Genomic DNA, 15,271 nt, shown 5'->3' with positions numbered 1-15,271 from the left:
TCATTTGTCCTACGGATGCATGCCCGATGGGCGCGGACCTGCGCGTCCCGTACCTTCCCTGGCCATGGACACACACGCCCTGGCGGAGCGGCTCACCCTCGCGACACCTTGCGAGATGCGTTGGGAAGACATGCGGGGCGACGCACGCGTCCGGCACTGCGGTGCTTGCCGGCTCTCCGTCCACAACCTGGCCGAGATGACCACGCTGGAGGTGGAGGCGCTGCTCCAGCAGGGTGGGCGCGTCTGTGCGCGGCTCTACCGGCGGCCGGATGGGACCGTCGTCACGGGGGATTGCCGGCGCATCTGGCGCCAGCAGCGAGAGGAGGCAGCCACGCTCCTCGGCACGGCGTTGACCGCGACGGCCGCGCTCTCCTTCATCGTCGTGATGGGCCTGCTGACGCTCACGCTCTTCGGTGACAACATCCGGCGCATGTTCGGCGCGGCCACCGCGGGCGCCCTGGTTGCCATGCCGCCGCCTGCCGCGGGCGGTCCTTCCGCCGCGGCGAGTGGGGCCGGGCCCCATCATTGAGGACGCGCCGCGCCGTCAGCGCACCGGCCGCGGCACCCTGCACGCGGCGTGGCCGAGGATGACGTCTCCGTCGACGGTGCTGGTGGGCGTCGGCGTCCAACCGGAGGCGAGCCGGGCGTCGAGGAGCTCATCTGCGCTGGGGCGGTGGTCCCACACGGAGACCGAAGTGACTCCGCCCAGTCAGGTCGTGTCGAAGACGAGGTAGCTGCCCTGGTCCCACGGCATCACGACGTCGTGGGTGAACTCGTCCTGGACGATGACCTCCGTCACGTCGCGCGGCGGAGTGCTCGCGAAGCCCCAGCGCACCACGTCCTGGAGCAGGGTGAGGGGCGCCAGCGCCTTCTCCAGCGCGGCGCGTGCGTCCGCTGTCAGCGAGGCATGGTCGGTCAGCGGCACCATGGCGTCAGCCTACCACCTCGCGGACCGCTGGAAGCCCGGCGATGCGGCGGTGTGTGTCCCAGGCATCCGCGGTGAGCGCGCCATGGCGTGCGTCACATTCCCTGTCGCCGGTGGGGAAGGACACGCTGGCGCGAGCTGCTTCCTGGACGCGGGAGTGGGGACGGTGGGCAGCCGCGCCTCAGCGGGCCTTGGCTTTGGCCCTGGCGCGCTCGAGCTTGCGCAGGCGGGCACAGCCCTCGTTGACGCCCAGGTCGCAGGCCTTCTTCAGGTCGGCCATGGCGGACGGGAGGTCCCGCAGGTGGTAGTGCGTCCCGCTGCGTTCGAGGTAGGCGAGCCCGTGGTCGGGATTGTGCTCGAGGAAGGCGTCCCAGAGTGGGAGGATTTCCTTGAAGCGCCGCTCGCGCGCCAGCGCGTAGTCCCGCTGCTGCACGGTGCGGAAGTCCGCTGTCCCGTCGGCGGGCGTCTCTTCCGCCGCGGTGGCCCCCGGCTCCTGCCGCGCCGACGTGACGACCCAGGCGCGCCGCCGCGCCACCTCGGGGTTGCCGGGTGAGAGCTCCCCCGCCAGCTCGAGCAGGCTCAAGGACTCCTCGCGGCGCCCGGCCTTGTGCGCCTCCCAGGCGTCGTAGATGACTCCCTTCACCACGTGGTCCCGGATGGCCCGCCCGTCCGAGTCCGTCGCATCCAACCGCAGGGCGTGCAGGAGGTCCTCGCCCGCGGGTTTCCACTTCCGGCTGCTGGAATGGACGCGGGCACGTTCGAAGTAGACGGACGCGCGAGCGGGCCGCAAGGCCACGGCCCGGTTCGACTCGTCGAGCGCGGCCTCCAGGGCCTTGGCGCGGCGCAGCCGCTGTGAACGCGCCAGCCTGAACTCCCAGTAGTCGCCGGTCGCCAGCGCCCGGTCGAGCAACGCCAGGCCCGGGTCGTCCGCGTCCCTGGCCTTCATGTCACGCGCGCGGTCGAAGTCGGCGAAGCCACGCAGGTAGCCCAGCTCCGGGCGAGCGAGGCTCTGCGCCTGGGCGAAGGTGTCCATTGCCTCGTAGCTGCCGCCCCAGCGAGGGGCGAGGGAGTGGAGGTAGACGGCCCGGATGTCCACGCAGGTGGGGCACTGCTCCATGGCGCGGGCGAAGGCGCTCTCGCGCCCCTCGTCGTCGCCGAGCGCGTTCGCCATGTGGATCAGCGGCCTCGCCGCCATGACCGCCTTCGGATGGAGCGCCCAGGCGCGGGTGAGGTCGGGCATCGCGCGCTCGAAGGCCTCGTGCATCCCGGAGAACTCCTCCGCGGCTGTCTCCGCCGAGAACCTCGCCCCGCGCCGCAGGTAGCCCACCGACACCCAGTGCGTTCCCCGTGCGAGGTAGGGCGCGAAGGAGCGCGGTGAGGCCTCCACCCAGGCGTCGAGGAGCGCCGTTGAATCGGGGGAGCCATTGCCGAGCGCCAGGATGCCGTCCGTCATCCAATGCTCGTCCTGGGGATTGGCCTCCATGCCCCACTGGAGCTGCTCGACCGCCAGGGTCAGCTCCTCGAACTGGCGCCGGAGCAGGAGCGAGCGCAGCGCCACCCCGTCCACATGGCCACGAGGAACTTCTCCTTCCTTGCGCTCCGCCGGGGCCACGACGGGCAGTCCGCGCGGCGCGGGGCCGGGGGCGGGTGTCAGGACGGGCTCCTGGCGGGCCGCGATGCGCGTCGCGATGTCCGCGCGCCGCTGGGACAGTGCGGCGTTCACAGCAACCCCAGCCACACCGAGGCTGAGGACGACGACGCCCGCGCCAAGCGCGGTCCGAAGAGTAGGCATTGGGAAAAGCATCCTACCCGAGGACAGGCCGCCGCGTGCCTCTTCGGCTGTCTTCTGGACAGCGGCCATGGTCCGGGGCAGATGTGCTCCTACCGATGGCCTCCCGTCCGCCCTCCGCCCGTGCCGCCTCGCCCCGGACGCGGAAGACGAAGCAGCTCCCCGCCAGCGCCCGGCGCGTCGGCGCGGAGTCCTCCTCCGGTCCTGGCTGGGGGCGTTGGCTTTTCGGCGGGTGGCTGCTGCTGGTCCTCTGGCTCAGCGTGGAGTACGCGCGGCTGCCCGACGTGAAGCGCCTGCTGACGCAGAACCCCCGCACCACCGCGCTCATCACGCAGCGCGCCGAGGAGGCGCTCGCCGCGGGCAAGCAGCCCCGTGCGCGCCAGGCCTGGGTGCCCCTGAACGCGGTGGCCCCGCACGCGGTGGAGGCCGTGCTGACCTCCGAGGACGCGCGCTTCTACAAGCATGAGGGCGTCGACTGGATTGAGGTGGAGAACGCCCTCGAACAGTCCGTGCGAAAGGCGCGGCTGGGGCGCGGCGCCTCCACGCTCACCCAGCAGTTGGCCAAGAATCTCTATCTCTCCACCGACCGCAGCCTGCTGCGCAAAGGCAAGGAGTTGCTGCTCGCCCGCCAACTGGAGACGCATCTCTCCAAGCAGCACATCCTCACGCTGTACGTGAATGTCGTGGAGTGGGGCGAGGGGGTGTACGGCATCGAGGCGGCGGCGCGCGAGCACTTCGGCACCTCGGCGGGGGCGCTCAGCGTGGCGCAGGGCGCGATGCTCGCGGCGATGTTGCCCGCCCCACGTCGCTGGCTGCCCGCCCAGAAGCCAGAGACCCTGCGCACCCGCGCCGCCGTCATCATCACGCGGATGGAGCGCGAAAGACGCATCAGCGCGGCGCAAGCCCGCGACGCCCAGGACGAGCTGGCTCGCTTCTTCGGCGCGACGCCCCCGCCTGACTCCGTGGTGGAGGCCATCTCCCGCCTGGCGTCGGAGAGCTGAGCCAAAGCGCTGGGGCCACTCCGGATTTCCAGGGACGCCTCTGGCTCTGCTAGAGGGGCGTGGTTGTCAAACCATACCCTGGAGTCTCCGCATGTCCCGGTTTTCCCGCCACGCGTTGGTGCTCGCCCTGTTGCTCACGTCCACGTCGGCCCTCGCGGGAGCGCAGTGGGTGCAGGCGCGGACGGTGCTCAACACCTGCGGCTATTTCAGCAACGCCCAGGCGGAAATCACCCTCACGTACCGCAACGATGACCTGCCCTGGGGAACCCGCGTGTTCCTCATCTACGGCTGGGGCGGAAGCTCCGGCCCTTCCAGCGCGTTCGACTGGGCTCCGGCGCCGCAGACGGTCGAAGTGCCGGCCGTGGCGCCATACCATTGGGGCACCACGGTGACGGGCATCATCCGGGCTCGGTCGTCCACGCAGTACTCGAGCATCAACTACGTCTGGAAGGTGGTCCTCCCGGATGGTCACGAGTTCTACGAGAAGGGCAATGACTCCACCTGGGGTTATTACGCCGCGGACTTCTCGCAGGTGCCGACGCCGTGCACGAACACCGCCGGGAGCTTCATCGGCACCCCCACGCCGCTGACCATCACCACGGTCGTCAAGAACTGACGGCCCCGGCACCGCCCGCTACAGCGGCGTGTTGATGACCGTCAGCCGCTGGGGCTCTGGCGTGGCCCAGTTCTGCGGGGTGTTGCCAGACATGGCGATGCTGTCGATGGTCACGTTGCTGTCGAAGAAGTAGAGCGCTCCACCCTCCGGGGCCCGGTTGTCGCGGAACTCGCCGCCACGGAAGGTCCACTGATTGCTGGCCGGCAGGTGCGCGGTGTTGACCGCGCCGCCCACGCCGCCGAACTGGGTCCGCGGCCCGGTGCACTCGTTGTCGTGGAAGATGTTCCCGGTGGCGACCCCACCGCTGGTGGGCGCAATCAACATCAGCGCACCTCCGAACGCGGGCGCCTTGTTGAAGCGGAACTCGTTGTCGTTCACATTCACGTTCGCGCGTGAGCCAATCCAGAGCGCGCCACCGGCGTTCTCCGAATACGAGCCCTCGTCACCGGCGCCGTTCTCTCCGTCGACCTTGTTGCCGTACTCCAGGATGCAGTGTTCGAGGAAGTCCGCTCCGGCGTCCGAGGTCGCCGCCAGCCGCAGGCCGTTCCAGCCGGTTGCGGGGTCGCTGGCGGTGAAGACAATGGGATTGGCGGCGGTGCCCTGCGCGGTGATACGTCCACGCACGGCGAGCTTGTAGTGCCCCATGAAGACCAGGCGGACGCCGGGCTCAATGGTGAGCCGGCTCCCTTCGGGCACGAACAGGTCACCCGTCACCTGGTAGGGCGAGCCCGCGAGCGTCAGCGTGCGCGTCGTGAGGCTCCCGGAGAGGTCCGTTCCTCCAGAGGTGGTCACCGCGACCGTGGTCTTCGCGGTGGTGCTGCCGCGGTCATTGGTCGCCGTGAGCGTGTACGTCGTAGTCGTGGTCGGGCGAACCTGGGCCGAGCCTCCGCTCACCGCTCCCACGCCGTTATCAATGGAGAAGCGCTGCGCGCCGGTGGCCTCCCAGGACAGCTCCGCAGACTCGCCCGGGCCGATGGTCGCGGGGGCTGCTTCGAAGCGCAGGATGCGGGGGAGGTCCGGGACGGGATCCGGCGAGGAGCAGGCAGTGACGGCCACGGCGGTTGCCGTGAGGGTCAGGACGAGGAGACGCGAGCGGTGCATACGTGCTTTCTAGCGCAACCCGGGAAGCCGGATAACCGCCAGGCGGGACGAGGCACCCCCGAGTTCGTCAGGGCGACGGAGCGCCGCGGCCGTCCCGGTGTGGAATCCATGGCGCGAGATGGGCGCTCCGCTCGTGGACGCCTCTGCCGTCGTAAGTGGGCCAGAAGACGTGCGGTACCGACTGGTCCATGGGCTGCAACGGGAGCGCGACCCCTCTTCCTTGGAAGGTCCATCTCATGCAGCGCATCGTCTCCTCCGCTCTTGTCGTCCTCCTGTCCACCGGCTGCGCCAGCTCGACGGTGATTCGCTCCAGCCCCAGCGGCGCCAAGGTTCGAGCTCGCTCGGGCGAAGTGCTGGGCCGGACGCCGTACGAGTACAGCGACTCCGCCACCATCAACAACACCGAGAGCTTCACCGTGGAGATGGACGGCTACGAGCCGGAGTACGTCACCATCAAAAGGGACCAGTGGAGTGGGGCGCGCACCGCGGGCGGCATCATTGGAGGCCTGTTCATCCTCCCCGTCTTCGCCACGCTGTTCTGGGCGGCGGACTACAAGGAGTCGTACAACGTCGAGCTGACGGCGATGCCCGACAGTGAGCCGGAGGCCCCGCCTCCGCCCGCCCGGGCACGCCGCGCCAGCTCCGACAAGTCACGCGCCACTCGCCGCTGAGGCGAATCCGGGGCGCCGCGGCCCGGCGAACGGGGCGCAGGGATGAAGCATGGTGACGGCTGTCCTGAGGCTGGTGACTGCAGACACCAGCTTCCGGCCGGGTTCATGGGCGCTTCGTCCGCCAAGCCCTTGAAACCACGAAGGTGTGAAGGCCACAAAGCCCGACAACGACGTGGCATGTCGGCTGCAGTAGGTCCAGGCATCGCTGTCCTGACCCCATCTGCAGCACCTCCCGAGGAGTTGACCATGGCCCGCCGCATCGGTTCGAACCTCTCCCGTTCTTCGTCCCTCCCGTCCTCCAAGCCGTTCCAGCCCAAGCCCCCCGCGCGTGCCTCCACGCTCCCCGGCACGACGGCGGCCCGGCCCACGGCGACCCCGCCGGCAGCGACGGCGACTCCGCCCGCGGCGACGGCCAGCAAGCCCACGGCGACGCCGACGGCCCCGGAGTCCAGGCCCCTGAAGCACCCGGGCATGCCCGAGGGGCAGCCCTCCTACAGCCCCTGGGAGCTGAGCACGGGCCAGGCCTCGGACGTGATGGTGAGCGGTGGTGACAACAAGCTCACGGCGCCCGCCGCCGCCAAGCAGCACCTGTACCTCGACAAGCCGGGCCGCCCCTTCGAGAAGGACACCTTCGGTGGCGGCAGGCTGAGCGGCAACGTGGGCTCGATGCAGGCCTCCACGTCCAGCTACAGCGGCGGTGGCGTGCATCACTACGCCGCCCAGGCCGAGCTGAACGGGCCTCACGTCGGCTACGAGCTGCAGAAGACGCACGCGGGCCGGTTGGGCGTGACGAGCGGCCAGCTCACCGCCGAGGCCAACACGTTCAAGGCGCAGGCCCAGGCGGGAGTGTCCGCCAACCGGAACGATCACGCCTACACGGCCGCGCTGACGGCGAAGGCGGAGACGGGCGTGGGCGTGGGGGCGAGCGCGAGCCACGACTTCAACCGGCACGTGGGTGGCTACGTCAAGGGCGAGGCCAAGGCCTCGGCCACGGCGTATGCCGAGGGTGTGGCCAGCCTGGACCCGAGGACGGCCACGGCGATGCTCTCTGGCCAGGTGGGCGCGTCCGCCACGGCGGGCGTGTACGGCACGGCGGGCGGGCACCTGGGCCGGCTGCACGGCTCGGTCACCGGGGGCGCGGTGGCGGGCGCGGCGGCCCAGGCGGGCGGCAAGGTCGGTCTGGAGAACGGCTTCCTCAAGCACTCCGCGGACGTGAACGCCGCCATGGGCCTGGGCACCCACGTGAAGTCCGACGTGGCGGTCGACTTGCGGCACCACCTGCAGCCGGGCATCGCCTCGGGGCTGCGTCCCTCCCTCGGCGGCGCCACGGCCGTGGCCTCGCCCGCGAGCACCATCGAGCCCGAGAAGTCCCGCGTGGAGAACTTCTTCGCCAAGGCCTTCCACAGGGCGTGATGCGCCGTTGAGCGGCGGCTTCGATTCCCGCCGCCTCCACAGTCCGAAGCCCAGCAATCCAACGCGGTTGCTGGGCTTCTTCTTTGACCTCGGTGCCTCCGCTGGGTGCATGCATTGAGGCGCTGTCACGCGTAGGGGATAGTCGCGCCGATGCTCATCGGGATTCCCGCACTCGACGCGACGGACTGGTCTCGGCTGGTGCACGCCTATGGCCGCGCCACTGACACGCCTGAACACCTTCGTGCCCTGCTCACCGAGGACGCACGGGCCCGCGGCGCCGCCATGCAGCACCTGTGGTCGGCCATCATCCATCAGGGCACCGTCTTCCCCGCGACGGCGCCGGTGGCACTCGTGGTTCTCGGGTTGCTCGATGACGCGAGGCTGGATGCGGGCGAGGAGCCCGTTCGCGCGGAACTGCTCCTGTTCCTGACGCGTGTGGTGGACGCCTTCGAGCGGAGCGGCGCGACGATGGAGGCGCTGGAGTCGATGGCCCGGTTCGACCTGGGGCCGATCCTGGACGCGGACGACGATGATGCCATCTTCGAGGACGAGGACGCCTCGAACGCGCTTTATGCGAAGTCCGTGCTGGCGTGTGTCCGGGTGGCGCCGTTCCTGACCCGCTCGCTGCTGGCGAACCTGGACCATGCGGATGCCCGGGTGCGGATGCAGGCGGCCATGGCCGCCACCGCGCTCGCCGCGTCACCGGCGTCGGGCGTGCGGCAGGACGAACTGGTGGAGCGGTTGACGGAGATGGCGAAGCGGACGGGGGATGTGGCGGAGCGATGCTCCCTGGTCCTGGCGCTGGGCGCGCTCAACGGGCCCCTGGAGGACCTCCTGTCGGATGCGGAGCCCTCGGTGCGCCTCTGCGCGGCGATGGCGCCATCCCTGGCACGGAACGAGGCCGCGACGCGCGAGCTGTGCACCGCGCTGGAGCAGCATGCCGCGCATATCAACGACTGGTTCCCGGTGAAGCCGCCGCAGCTTCCGATGCAGCCGCGCTTCACGGTCGTCCAGCGGCTCCTGGAGCGAGTCCCCGACTTCGACCGCATCGTGGACGCGGCCGTGGCGGTCGCGCGGACCACGAAGAAGTCCTGGGTCGACTTCGAATGGGGCCCCCTCCTTGTCCACGCCTTTCCGAGTGGAGACGGGGTGGTGAGGACTGAAGCACAGCGGCGCTTTCTCGCCGCGCTCGTGGACGCCTCGCACCTCTGGGACCCGCGCTTCGGCAACGCCGGGGGACACTTCCGGAAGGCAGGGCTCCCCTATGAGCGCGAGGCGTGCGCGAGGCTCGTGCGTACGTCGTGAAGGGCAGGGCACCTTCAGCGCGGGGCCGAGGCTGGACGGGCGGCCTCGGGAGCCGCCAGCGCCCGTGCGAGGGTCGCGACGACGTGCGCGGCGTCCTCGAAGCGGGAGAAGGTGTCCGGGCCGACGTAGCGGGGCCACAGACACTCCACCCGGCCGTGCTGACAGCGCACATAGAAGCCCGTGCGCCGGGTCAGCACTTCGCGAACGGATTCGCCGAGATGGGCTTGGACCCAGCCGGAGGGGTCTCGGACCTCGAAGGCTTGCTCGAAGGACGGCGTCTCGTCTTGCCCTGGGGACGTGAGGCTCAACGTGAGCGCCTTCTTCCTGGGAAGGAGCTGGAAGCTGACCGAGGTCGCGACCTCGGCGCGCACGCGCCAGTAGTCGAGGTAATCCAGGCCGGGCCCTCTTTCATCCACGGGAACCCTCGAGCTCTTGGACCAGTGGGTCCGGTAGGTCACCAGGGAGATGCCCCCGCGGCTGAAGTGGACACGCTCGAAGCGCTCGGGTGCGCTCTCCTGGCCGGACTGACGAAGCGAGTCGACGAAGCCCAGGGGCTCGGCCGGGGCGATGGTGCCGGACAAAGGGTGGAGGAGGGCGGGGAGGACCTCCTGGTGGATGCGGTCCTCGCTGGGGATGGACGCCTCGATTTCGTCGCGCACGCGCCTGAACCGCTTGCGGCGGGCACGACCCCAGGCAATGACATAGCTCCCCGATGCAATCAGGACGGGCCCCAGCAGGTAGGCCTTCAGTCCCAGGGGCTCGCCATCGAGCACCGGGAGGAACTGCGCGAGCCCGAAGAGCACGGGGAAGTAACCGACGAAGATTTCAAAAGCGTCGCCTCGCTCATCGGGAAGCGGGGCGTCCCTCCCCGAGAGGTGCCTGGCGTTGACTGGGGCTTGCTCCGTGTCGGGCTCGCTCATCATGATGGCAGGGTACACTGGGCGGACGCCGCGCCGCTGGTGAAGCGGGCCCGCGCCATCGCGTTCGACAATCCCTACGTCCTGGAGACGTCCGCGGCGGTGTTTGCCGGGACGAATCAATGTGCGCAGTCCGTGCAGGAGCCGCGGCGCGCGGTGGAGAAGCCGCCGCGGGAGTGGCCCGCTCCGGAGCGCGAGCGCTTCTGGCTGACGTCGGCTCGCTATCAGCGTGGGGGCATGGCGGCGAAGGCTGCCTCCGCTCAAGCGCCGGGGCATTGAAGCCGCACAGGTGCACGGCCGTGCAGCTCACGCGCGGCCGGCACCGCGCCGTCATGCGAGACGGCGGGCCCGGGCCCCGTCACGCTGGGGCCCGGGCTGGTCCAACTCGCGCTCAGGCGCGTCGGACCGCGATTACTTCCTGCGCTTCACGGTGTTGAGCGAGGGGCAGTAGGTGGCGTAGGCGTGGCCGCTGAGGGCGCCATTCTCGTAGAGCCCGTCCACGGTGAAGGCCACGAAGTGCGACGCGGGGAAGCTCTCGTCGCGGAGGCAGGCGGGGCAGAGCGAGGCCGCCACCGGCGTGAAGGTGAAGTTCGTGGTGTGAAGGAACCACGCGGTGGTGAGCACGCCGTCGAAGTCGACCAGCGTGGCACGCGGTTCGCCCTCTTCGGAGCCCATCTGCGGCGTCGCGTCCACCGGCACCGTGACATTGTAGACGTTGACCAACTGCGGCGGGAGGTCTGAGGTTGGAGTCGGGCACTCGTTCGGCGCGCCGTTGTTGAGCTCGATCCAAAGCTCCCACGGGTCTCCCGGGTTCTCAGGCTCCTCGTAACCGAAGTAGGCGCTGGTCAAGGTGCGCTGGTTTGAGTCCAACTGGATTGTGACGTCAGTCTGCTGGCACGCACCCTCGCAGACGGTGAACGGGTCGGTGCCAGCGTCCGGCTCGGTACCCGCATCGGGCTCGGTGCCGGCGTCCGGCTCAGTACCCGCATCGGGCTCGGTGCCGGCGTCGGGCTCCGGCTCAGTGCCAGCGTCGGGCTCCGGCTCGGTGCCAGCGTCGGGCTCCGGCTCGGTGCCAGCGTCGGGCTCCGGCTCGGTGCCAGCGTCGGGCTCAGGCTCAGTGCCCGCGTCCGGCTCAGGCTCGGTGCCAGCGTCGGGCTCCGGCTCGGTGCCAGCGTCGGGCTCAGGCTCAGTGCCCGCGTCGGGCTCAGGCTCGGTGCCGGCATCCGACTCAGTACCCGCATCGGGCTCGGTGCCCGAGTCCGACGGGAGGCCGGCGTCCGGCGTTGGATTGGTGTCATCCGAACCGCATCCGGATGTGATGGGAACGACCGCGAGGGAGAAAACCAACAGGGAGCGAATCGAGCGTCGCAGGTTCATTTCGCGGATTGTCACGGGTTCGGCACGGAGATGCGAGCGGAACCGAAAATTCTCGTAACAGCGTTGTATCCGGGGCCGTCGTACCCGCGGTGCGCGAACAGCGTTCCTGTCGGGTCCTCATGAATGAACCCGAAGCTTCACTTCATTTCCTGGGTATGCCCGGACGCTTGCCGCCCCACCGGAGTCCGTGGGCCGCGTTCTCACGGAGGGGTGGCGACATGACGTGCCAACGCACAGGGCAGGCGAGCCGGCGAGCGCCGGAACCTCGTTCCGGAGTCGTTGCTCGGCGTGCCGCGGCGCTCGTCCCCGCGGTGGTTGGTGCGTGCACTCTCTCTTGAGAGTGGCTAAAGCCCAAGGGGCCTCATGCTTTCGCTCCTCGTGCAACGCGTCTCCTGCTTCCTCTTGGTATTCGTGCTCGTCTCAAGAGGCGAGGCAAACGCAGCACCCGCGGATGCGCCCCTGGCGTCCGAGGCGTGCGTCGAGGTTGCTCCCACCAGCCCCCAGCTGCTCCTGCCGGAGTTGGTGCACCCGCCTCGCCGCGCAATCTGGAGCGCGCCTGACGGCGGCGGCCGCGACTTCCTGGTGCCCATCGTGGAGATGGCGGCCCTCCACGGCATCTTCTGGGGGACGGCGAAGGTTCTCGGAAAGCCCTACGCGGACATCTCGTTGGAGACCATGCGTCGGAACCTCACCGACGGCTGGGTCTGGGACGAGGACGCGTTCGCGACCAACGCCTTCGGGCATCCCTATCAAGGCTCGCTGGCCTACACCGCGGCGCGCTCGAACGGCTTCGGCTTCTGGGGCTCGGTCCCGTTCACGGTGGCGTCGAGCGTGCTGTGGGAGCTCTTCATGGAGTCCGAGTCCCCGTCCACGAACGACCTCATCACGACCTCCATCGGAGGCGTCGTGCTGGGGGAGGTGCTGCATCGCACGGCGCTCGCCATCCTCGACGAAGGCGAGCCCACGCTGGCGCGCTCGGTGATTTCGCTGCTCGTCGAGCCCGTGGGCGGCATCAACCGCTTCCTCTTCGGCCGCCGGAAGAACGACTTCTTCCCCGTACCGGGCAGCTTCCTCCAGGGGATGGCCGGCGTGACGAGCAACGTCGACAACTACAACGACATCGACGGCACGCGCTTCGACGTCCCCAACCAACTGGAGGGGCACCTCGGCGTCGAAGTCGTCTACGGGCCCCCGCAGCTCACCTCGGGGGACTATGACCAGCCCTTCGACTACTTCACCCTCACCGCGCGGATGGGCTTCTCGCGCGACACGCTGACGGTGGGCTTCTTCAGTCGCGGGCTCCTCTATGGCGACCGCTTCCAGTTCCGTTCCGTCTCTGGCCTCTGGGGCCTGATGGCGGGCTACGACTTCGCCAATCCGAACACGCTGCGCGTCTCCACGGTGAGCCTCGGCATCGGCGGCGTGGCGCAGGTCCCGCTCACGTCACAGCTCACCCTGGACTCGACGGCGACCGTCGCGGGGGTGCCGTTTGGCCACGGCGGCGGGCTCACCTCGCCGGAGTCCGCCCGTGACTACCACTTCGGGCCCGGCGCGCAGTCGGCATTCGAACTGGGGCTGGTGCGCCGCGGCGTCGGGCGCGTGGGCGTGTCCGTGCGCAACTACCTCATCTCGGGCGCCTTCCTCGGAGAAGGGGTGGAGCTCATCACCTACGCCACCGCGCGCGCCGAGCTGCTGCTGGCCGGACAGCACGGCGTGGCGCTCGAAGCCTTCGTCGCCAACCGCGCGGGGCAGTTCGGCATCGGCTCCGACACGCTCCGCCAGCGTGCGACGCAGATTCGCCTGCTGTGGACGTTCTCGAAGGGGCCAGGCTTCGGGACGCGCTGAGGCCTCGGCCCAGGGATGTTCGCGTCTCCTCCTCGGCGAAGGGGCTGCTGCCGACAAGGAGTTGGCTGCCGCTGAACTCTTCGGCAGCATCCGGGCGATTCCATCGACGCCCAGCGCGGCGCACTCTCGCCGAGACTCTTCATGCGCACCCTCCCTGTCCTCCTCGCTTGCATCGGGTTGTTCCTGTCGCCTCGCGCGGACGCTCAGGCGCCAGCGTCACCCGTGGGCCCCGTGTCCCCGACGACCGGGTTGGTGCTGCGGGATGACGTGGTCCGTGCCCTCATCCACGAGAGCTCCGGGGACCGCATCCACGACGGTGTGCAGCGCCTCTCGCTGCTCGCCCGGGATTCGCACGCGGGCTACGCCGAAGCCGCGGACTGGGTGCGGCGTGCCGCCGAAGCCGCGGGCCTGGAGGACGTCCGCCTGGAGGCCATGAAGGCAGGGCCGCAGTGGCGCGCCATCCGCGGAGAGCTGTGGGTGGCCGGGCCGCAGCGCTACCGGGTGACGTCCCACGCGGACCTGGCCATGTCGCTGGCGGTGGGGAGCGGCAGCTTCGAGGGGACGGACCTGGAGCTCGTCGACGTGGGGCTCGGTGCCCGGGATTCCGACTACGTGGGCAAGGCGTTGAAGGGAAAGGTCGCGCTCACGCGAGGGCCTCCCAGCGCGGCCTTGCGCCGGGCCGTGGTGGAGCATGGGGCGGTGGGGGTGGTCTCCTCGTACTCGACGCCGCCTTGGAACCTGCCTCACCGCATGGACGGTGACTTTCCGGACCAGGTGGGCTGGGCCATGGTGCCCCGGACGCTGGTGCCGCCGGGCGCGCGCGTGCCCTTCCTCTTCATGGTCTCCGACCGGGTGGGGCGCGAGCTGCGCGCTCAACTGCGAGACGGCCCCGTGAAGGTGGACGTGAGCGTCGCCGCCGAGCTCAGCCCGGGACACTTCAGCATCGTCAGTGGCGTCATCCCCGGGCGCGACACGGGGGAGGAGGTCGTCCTCACCGCGCACCTGGACCACTACAAGCCCGGCGCGGATGACAATGCGTCGGGGGCGGCGACCCTGTTGGAGATGGTCCGCACCTATGCCTCGCTCATCCAGCGCGGCGTGCTGCCGCCACCGGTGCGGACGCTCCGGGTGCTGTGGCTGCCGGAGTTCGAGGGGACGCGGGAGTGGTTCGCCCATCACGCGGACGACCCGGTGCGGCGCGTGGCGCATTTCAACTTCGACATGCTGGGCGCCAGCCTGTCCCGGGCGCACTCACGCTTCCTGGTCACCTACACGCCGGACTGGAACGGCAGCTTCGTGAACGCCGTGTCGGAGTCCACGGTCGCCTTCATGAACCGCTTCAACGGCGTGGCCTATCCTCCGCGGAAGGACTTCCGCATCGGCTCGGTGACGGGGTCGCGGGACCCGCTGGACATCCACATGGACCGCTACAGCCGGGGGTCGGACCACCAGCTCTTCAATGACCATGGCATCCCGGGCGTGGCCTTCTCCACGTGGCCCGATGATGCCTATCACACCAGTGAGGACCGGCCGGGCCTCGTGGACCCCACGCAGCTTCACCGGGCCGCCTTCGCGGGGCTGGCCACCGTCACCGTCGCTGCCTGGGCCCAGGGCCCGGACGCGGTGGAGCTGGCGCGGCTGGTCGCGGTGCACGGAACGCGGCGCGTGGCCGAGGACGAGTTCCGGGCGCGGCGCGACCTGGCCGCCGCGAGCCGGGCCGAACTGCCTGTCAGCTACCGTCTGGCGCGCGCGGTGGTGCGCGCCGCCTATCAGCGCGAGCGCGAGGCGCTCCGCTCATGCCTTCCCCTGGGGGCGTCTGAATCGCTGGTGAAGGCCCAGGTGAAGGGCCTGGACGCCGCCGAGGCCCAGGCCCTGGGGCGCATCGAGGCGGACGTCAAGCTGCGCGGACCGGCGCCCAGGGAGCCCGCGCTCTCCACCACCGAGCGACAGGCACGGGCCTTCATTCCACGCAGGGTGAAGGGGCAGGAGCTCGCGGCCTACGACGAGGTTGTTGGCAAGGCACCGGCCGAGGACCAGCCCCGGGTGGCGGCGGTCCAGGCGGCATTGGACGCGGCCGCCGAGGCCATGCGCCAGCGCGGCGAAGGAGAGCTCCGGTTCTACCAACTGGCGGACGCCGTCGCGAGCTACGCCAACGGTCAGCGGTCCGTGGCGGACATCCGCGACGCGGCCTATGCCGAGTACGGTCATGTCTTCCCCGTCGAAGCGCTGGTGGACCTCTTCACGCTGCTCGAGCGCGGCGGCGTCATGACGCGCGCACGCTGAAGGGACCGCGCGGGCACGGTCCTCGCCG

14 protein-coding genes are annotated in these 15,271 nt (G+C 70.1%); 9 read left to right on the top strand and 5 right to left on the bottom strand.

Annotated elements, in window-relative coordinates; genetic code table 11:
* The first annotated feature begins 130 nt into the window (after positions 1-130).
* Positions 131-529 carry a hypothetical protein gene (locus MYMAC_RS26030; RefSeq protein WP_239989022.1) on the top strand — a complete coding sequence of 133 codons (399 nt, stop codon included), beginning with the start codon at positions 131-133 and terminating at the stop codon, positions 527-529.
* Positions 530-709: 180 nt separating this feature from the next.
* Here MYMAC_RS26030 and MYMAC_RS26025 read toward each other — a convergent pair whose 3' ends face one another.
* Both MYMAC_RS26025 and MYMAC_RS26020 read right to left on the bottom strand, forming a co-directional pair.
* Entirely contained in the window at positions 710-928 is a 219-nt protein-coding gene (locus MYMAC_RS26025; protein ID WP_095960046.1) for a hypothetical protein, read from the bottom strand.
* 178 nt (positions 929-1,106) lie between these two features.
* Positions 1,107-2,648, bottom strand: a complete 1,542-nt coding sequence (locus tag MYMAC_RS26020; protein WP_239989021.1) for a DUF4034 domain-containing protein — start codon at positions 2,646-2,648, stop codon at positions 1,107-1,109.
* A 164-nt stretch (positions 2,649-2,812) separates the two neighbouring features.
* On the opposite strand from MYMAC_RS26020, the gene mtgA reads away from it, so the two are divergent.
* Together mtgA and MYMAC_RS26010 are read left to right on the top strand one after the other, a co-directional pair.
* A complete protein-coding gene (gene mtgA / locus MYMAC_RS26015) occupies positions 2,813-3,715 on the top strand; it encodes a monofunctional biosynthetic peptidoglycan transglycosylase (protein WP_013941821.1) in 903 nt (300 codons plus the stop codon).
* A 91-nt stretch (positions 3,716-3,806) separates the two neighbouring features.
* The gene (locus MYMAC_RS26010; protein ID WP_095960044.1) at positions 3,807-4,331 is read left to right on the top strand and encodes a hypothetical protein; all 525 of its coding nucleotides are present in this window, start codon (positions 3,807-3,809) and stop codon (positions 4,329-4,331) included.
* Between the two features lie 18 nt (positions 4,332-4,349).
* On the opposite strand, the gene MYMAC_RS26005 is transcribed toward MYMAC_RS26010, so the two are convergent.
* Complete coding sequence (locus MYMAC_RS26005) at positions 4,350-5,432, bottom strand: hypothetical protein (RefSeq protein WP_095960043.1); 1,083 nt, start codon at positions 5,430-5,432, stop codon at positions 4,350-4,352.
* Positions 5,433-5,668: 236 nt separating this feature from the next.
* Here MYMAC_RS26005 and MYMAC_RS26000 point away from each other — a divergent pair, with 236 nt between their 5' ends.
* The 3 genes from MYMAC_RS26000 (at position 5,669) to MYMAC_RS25990 (ending at position 8,821) form a co-directional block, all read left to right on the top strand.
* Positions 5,669-6,103 (top strand): peptidase associated/transthyretin-like domain-containing protein, encoded by a 435-nt coding sequence (locus MYMAC_RS26000; RefSeq protein ID WP_013941818.1) that lies wholly within the window; start codon positions 5,669-5,671, stop codon positions 6,101-6,103.
* A 246-nt stretch (positions 6,104-6,349) separates the two neighbouring features.
* Positions 6,350-7,516, top strand: a complete 1,167-nt coding sequence (locus tag MYMAC_RS25995) for a hypothetical protein (protein WP_095960042.1) — start codon at positions 6,350-6,352, stop codon at positions 7,514-7,516.
* A gap of 150 nt (positions 7,517-7,666) precedes the next feature.
* Positions 7,667-8,821, top strand: a complete 1,155-nt coding sequence (locus MYMAC_RS25990; RefSeq protein ID WP_095960041.1) for a hypothetical protein — start codon at positions 7,667-7,669, stop codon at positions 8,819-8,821.
* Between the two features lie 14 nt (positions 8,822-8,835).
* On the opposite strand, the gene MYMAC_RS25985 is transcribed toward MYMAC_RS25990, so the two are convergent.
* Positions 8,836-9,744, bottom strand: a complete 909-nt coding sequence (locus MYMAC_RS25985; RefSeq protein WP_170114771.1) for a hypothetical protein — start codon at positions 9,742-9,744, stop codon at positions 8,836-8,838.
* 36 nt (positions 9,745-9,780) lie between these two features.
* Between MYMAC_RS25985 and MYMAC_RS25980 the strand changes: the two genes are divergently transcribed.
* Positions 9,781-10,017, top strand: coding sequence for a hypothetical protein (locus MYMAC_RS25980; protein ID WP_239989020.1), 237 nt, complete (start codon positions 9,781-9,783; stop codon positions 10,015-10,017).
* A 132-nt stretch (positions 10,018-10,149) separates the two neighbouring features.
* Here MYMAC_RS25980 and MYMAC_RS38000 read toward each other — a convergent pair whose 3' ends face one another.
* Positions 10,150-11,115 (bottom strand): hypothetical protein, encoded by a 966-nt coding sequence (locus MYMAC_RS38000; RefSeq protein ID WP_239989019.1) that lies wholly within the window; start codon positions 11,113-11,115, stop codon positions 10,150-10,152.
* A 363-nt stretch (positions 11,116-11,478) separates the two neighbouring features.
* Here MYMAC_RS38000 and MYMAC_RS25970 point away from each other — a divergent pair, with 363 nt between their 5' ends.
* Both MYMAC_RS25970 and MYMAC_RS25965 read left to right on the top strand, forming a co-directional pair.
* Entirely contained in the window at positions 11,479-12,960 is a 1,482-nt protein-coding gene (locus tag MYMAC_RS25970; RefSeq protein WP_043711975.1) for a DUF3943 domain-containing protein, read from the top strand.
* A gap of 141 nt (positions 12,961-13,101) precedes the next feature.
* The gene (locus tag MYMAC_RS25965) at positions 13,102-15,243 is read left to right on the top strand and encodes a M28 family peptidase (RefSeq protein ID WP_095960038.1); all 2,142 of its coding nucleotides are present in this window, start codon (positions 13,102-13,104) and stop codon (positions 15,241-15,243) included.
* Positions 15,244-15,271 lie beyond the last annotated feature (28 nt).

The organism is Corallococcus macrosporus DSM 14697 (assembly GCF_002305895.1).
GTDB classification, from domain to species: Bacteria; Myxococcota; Myxococcia; order Myxococcales; family Myxococcaceae; genus Myxococcus; species Myxococcus macrosporus.
The sequence above is the reverse complement of the archived record's forward strand: the minus strand, read 5'-3'. Positions and strand labels throughout refer to the sequence as shown.

Excerpts from the sequence above, each read along its gene's own strand:
- MYMAC_RS26030 (WP_239989022.1), top strand. The coding sequence starts at position 131 with ATGCGGGGCGACGCACGCGTCCGGCACTGCGGTGCTTGCCGGCTCTCC.
- MYMAC_RS26025 (WP_095960046.1), bottom strand. The coding sequence starts at position 928 with ATGGTGCCGCTGACCGACCATGCCTCGCTGACAGCGGACGCACGCGCC.
- mtgA (WP_013941821.1), top strand. The coding sequence starts at position 2,813 with ATGGCCTCCCGTCCGCCCTCCGCCCGTGCCGCCTCGCCCCGGACGCGG.
- MYMAC_RS26010 (WP_095960044.1), top strand. The coding sequence starts at position 3,807 with ATGTCCCGGTTTTCCCGCCACGCGTTGGTGCTCGCCCTGTTGCTCACG.
- MYMAC_RS26005 (WP_095960043.1), bottom strand. The coding sequence starts at position 5,432 with ATGCACCGCTCGCGTCTCCTCGTCCTGACCCTCACGGCAACCGCCGTG.
- MYMAC_RS26000 (WP_013941818.1), top strand. The coding sequence starts at position 5,669 with ATGCAGCGCATCGTCTCCTCCGCTCTTGTCGTCCTCCTGTCCACCGGC.
- MYMAC_RS25995 (WP_095960042.1), top strand. The coding sequence starts at position 6,350 with ATGGCCCGCCGCATCGGTTCGAACCTCTCCCGTTCTTCGTCCCTCCCG.
- MYMAC_RS25990 (WP_095960041.1), top strand. The coding sequence starts at position 7,667 with ATGCTCATCGGGATTCCCGCACTCGACGCGACGGACTGGTCTCGGCTG.
- MYMAC_RS25985 (WP_170114771.1), bottom strand. The coding sequence starts at position 9,744 with ATGATGAGCGAGCCCGACACGGAGCAAGCCCCAGTCAACGCCAGGCAC.
- MYMAC_RS38000 (WP_239989019.1), bottom strand. The coding sequence starts at position 11,115 with ATGAACCTGCGACGCTCGATTCGCTCCCTGTTGGTTTTCTCCCTCGCG.
- MYMAC_RS25970 (WP_043711975.1), top strand. The coding sequence starts at position 11,479 with ATGCTTTCGCTCCTCGTGCAACGCGTCTCCTGCTTCCTCTTGGTATTC.
- MYMAC_RS25965 (WP_095960038.1), top strand. The coding sequence starts at position 13,102 with ATGCGCACCCTCCCTGTCCTCCTCGCTTGCATCGGGTTGTTCCTGTCG.